Source organism: Streptomyces sp. NPDC000941, assembly GCF_053599555.1.
The window spans coordinates 1-3,671 of sequence record NZ_JBSFMM010000447.1; the positions used below are offsets into that span (position 1 = coordinate 1).

2 protein-coding genes are annotated in these 3,671 nt (G+C 74.4%); both read right to left on the reverse strand.

All coding sequences use genetic code 11. From position 1 onward, the window contains the following. Window positions 1–76 precede the first annotated feature (76 nt). Window positions 77–1,183, reverse strand: a complete 1,107-nt coding sequence (locus ACWDSL_RS52480) for a hypothetical protein (protein ID WP_450496756.1) — start codon at window positions 1,181–1,183, stop codon at window positions 77–79. A gap of 67 nt (window positions 1,184–1,250) precedes the next feature. Continuing rightward, the coding region (locus ACWDSL_RS52485; protein WP_450496758.1) for a right-handed parallel beta-helix repeat-containing protein at window positions 1,251–3,671 on the reverse strand (2,421 nt) is incomplete at its 5' end.

A 3,671-nucleotide genomic window follows, 5' to 3' on the forward strand; every position in this document is an offset into this window, starting at 1 on the left:
GACCGCGCCCCCGCGGCGCGGGCCCGGGGGGTGAGGTGATGGCCGGGCAGGCGCCGCGCGCCGGCTGAACCCGGGGTCAGGTCCGGCAGGTGACCTTCATCTGGGCGGCGGCGTGATGGGCCAGCTTCCAGCCGGCCGACCAGTCGTCACCGCGGTCGAGCAGCTTGATGCCGATCTTGCCCTGCTTCACCGCGAAGCTGCCCGCGTTCACCCACTGGGCGCGATGGCCGGCCTGGTTGATGGTGAAGGAGTCGTACTTCGTGGTCCGGTCGAACGGGTCGGTGAGGACGTGGTACGTGGTGGGGTGGCCGGCGACATCGCGGTCGTTGGGGCCCTTGGGTACGTACACCGACAGCTGGCAGCTCTTGGCCGAGGTGCCCGGCTCCCACCACCACATCACCCGGCTGTTGGCGTCCTTGGCCGGGTCGCCGGACATCGGCACGGAGGCGAACACGCCGTTGCAGCCGTGGCCCACATAGCCGCCACCGCCGAGGGAGTACCAGCCGCCGTCGCCGTCGGTGAAGCGGTTCTGCTCGTAGTAGCCGCCCTTCGGCGGGGTCGGGCAGCTCGGCCCGGCGTAGTCGGTGTAGATCACCTTGCTGCCCGCCGGCTTGGGCGCTCCGCCCCCGCCCCCGCCGCCGCTCGTGGCCGGGGTGTCGGCGCCGCCACTCTTCGACCCGCCGGAACCGTCGCCCCCGGAGGAGGACGGCGCCCCCGTGTCGTTGCCGCCGCCACCGCCACCACCGCCGCCACCACTGCCGCTTCCGCCGCCGCTGCCACTGCCACCGCCGGAGCCGCCCCCGCCGTTGGCCCCGCCCGAGGCGCCCTTGTCGCCGGTGGAGGACGCCTCGCCGCCGTCCTTGGCCCCGCCGTCCGGTTTCTGGGAGGAGGAGGTGCCCTTGGCCTTGTCCGCGGCCTTGTGCTGCGCGGCGACAGTCTCGGCTGTATCACCGTCGTCTTCGAACCGCAGCTGGGACACGCCCGTGGAGACCAGCACCACCGCGCCGACCGCGAGGCCGGCGGTCACCGGCAGCCCGACCACCGTGGACCACACCCTGCGGCCCGGCGCCAGACCGCGCAGCGGCACCCGGGTCCGCCGGGCGAAGGTGTCCGCGAACCCGCGCTGTGCCGTCCGCTCGCTGCCCTGGGTGTTGCCCTGTTCCTCGCCGCTCGGCTCGGACACCGCGGCCTCCTTCTGAGAGCTGTTGTTCGTCGATCGTGGTGTTGCCGCGGTCACCGCGGTGGCTCCGTCACCGCGGTGGCTCCGGCAGCTCGGGCACATCGAGTTCGGAGAGCGTCATCAGCTCGCTCTCCGAGGGGGTTTCGATCTCCGACACCCGGTATGCCTGCCGCTCCGTCATGGCCTGGAACACCTGCCGGGCGGAGCGGCCGTTGCCGAACCGGCCGTCTCTGGGCAGGAGTTCGAAGTAGCCGGTGAGGGAGGTGCGGGCGACGTCGGTCAGATCGTACTGGTGCGAGGTGGCGTGCCGCTCCACGATGCGCAGCAGCTCCTCGGTGTCGTAGTCCTCAAACATCAGCGTGCGGTTGAACCGGGAGGACAGGCCGGGGTTGGAGTCGATGAAGTGCTCCATCTCGTTCGGATAGCCCGCCACGATGACCACCACCGAGTCCCGGTGGTCCTCCATCAGCTTGACCAGGGTGGCGATGGCCTCCTGCGCGAAGTCGTTGCCGCCCCCGCCCTGGGCCGGGGCCAGCGAGTACGCCTCGTCGATGAACAGCACCCCGCCCATGGCCTCCTGGAACACCCGCTGGGTCTTGGGGCCGGTGTGGCCGACGTACTCACCCACCAGCGAGGAGCGGTCGGCCTCCACCAGATGGCCGCGCTCCAGCAGCCCCACGGCGGCCAGGATCCGGCCGTACAGCCGGGCGACGGTGGTCTTGCCGGTGCCCGGGTTGCCCGCGAACACCAGATGGCGGCTCAGCGGCGGGGCCGCGAGCCCCGCGCTCTCCCGGCGCTGGACCGTACGCATCAGCTTGACCAGCGACGCGACGTCCTGCTTGACCCGGGCCAGGCCGACCAGCCGGTCGAGTTCGCCCAGCAGTTCCTCAAGAGTCTCCTCCGAGGCGGGTGACTCCGCCGACCCTTCGGACCTGGAGGCCCTCTCGGCTCCGGGTGCCTGCCCGGCCCCGGGCCCCGCCGGCTTCGGTCCCGGTACGCCCCCGGCGGCCTCCGGTCCGGGCCACCGCGCGGACTTCACCCGGATCGAGACGCAGTCCACCACCTCCGGCCGGGCCCCGGGCTCGGCGCTCAGATCCTCCGCGGCGTCCCGGACCCGGATCCGGCGCAGCGTGGGCGCCGCCCGGTCGGCCAGGTGCACCGCGGGGAAGCCGGGCCGGACGATGTCCAGGTCCTCGAAGACCCCGGTGGCTCCCCCGTCCAGGATCAGGCCGTTCTTACCTGGCCTGACGATCCGTACGCCGGTCACACGTGGCGCGGCCTCGCCCGCCACGACCAGTCCTGAGCCGGTGGCCTCGCGGATCTCGGTGTCGGTGACGCGCGGGGTGGCGCCCGTGGTGAACACCAGACCCGCGGTGCCCGGCCGCAGGATCCGGCCGCCGGACACCTCGGCGTCGCCGCGGCCGAGGGTGATTCCGGCCCGCTCGGCGTCGGTCACCTCGCAGTCGGTGAGCCGCAGCGCGCCGTCCGCCCCGGCCGTGACGCCCGCGAGGCAGCGGGTCACGGCGAGCCCGGACGCTTCGGCGCGCGCGGCGCCTGCCAGGTCGAGGCCCGACATGCCGCAGTCGGCGAGGCGGGCGTCGGTGAGCGTCACGGTGGCTTCGTCGACGGCGTGCACGCCGTGTTCTGGGGTGGCGCCCACCCGCACCCGGGTGAGCGCGGTCGTTGTCCGCTCACCGAGGTGGACCGCGCTGTAGCGGCAGCCGGTCAGCTCGCTGTCGGTGAGGTCGACGGCCGCGGTGCCGGTGGCCAGCAGCCCGTTGGCGGCCGACTCCCGTACGGCCACCTCGCGCGCGGTCAGCGCGGCGGAGCCGTGCGCGACCAGGGCCGTGGCCCCGGTGCGTACGACCGCGACGGCGGCCAGCCGCACCCGGGCGCCGTCGCCAGCCGCCACGCCGGAGCCCGCGCAGTCGCGCAGCACGGACGCGGTGACCTGGAGCTGCGCGGGGCCGGTGACGCCGATCGCGTCGGCCGCCGGGCCGGTCAGCTCACAGCCGTGCAGCACGACCCCGCCGGTGGCGTCGGCGGAGTCGGGAGTTTCGGGGGTTTCGGGCTCCGGCAGCGGTGAACTGCCCAGCGCGCGGACCGCCTCACCCCCGGTGTCCCGGATCCGGCAGTCCGTCAGCAGCGCGGCGGCCCGGTCCTCGGTGAGCAGTCCGCTGCGGCCCGGGCGGTCGACCAGGCACCCGCGCAACACCGCGCGGGCGTCCTCGCGCACCCGTATGCCCGAGCCCGTCGCGGCCCGGATCTCGGTGCGCACCAGCTCCACGCGGGTGGTGCCGCCGACCACAAGACCCGTGCCGTCGATGTCCGCCAGCAGACAGCCGGTGAGGTGGACGGCGCCGGTGGTACGGAGCAGCACCCCGGCCAGCGCGGCCCCGGACAGCACGGCGTCGGCCATGCGCAGCGCGGCGTCGCCGCGCACCTCCAGCCGCCCGTACCGCACCCCGCCGCCCGTCCAGTCGGTGGCGCC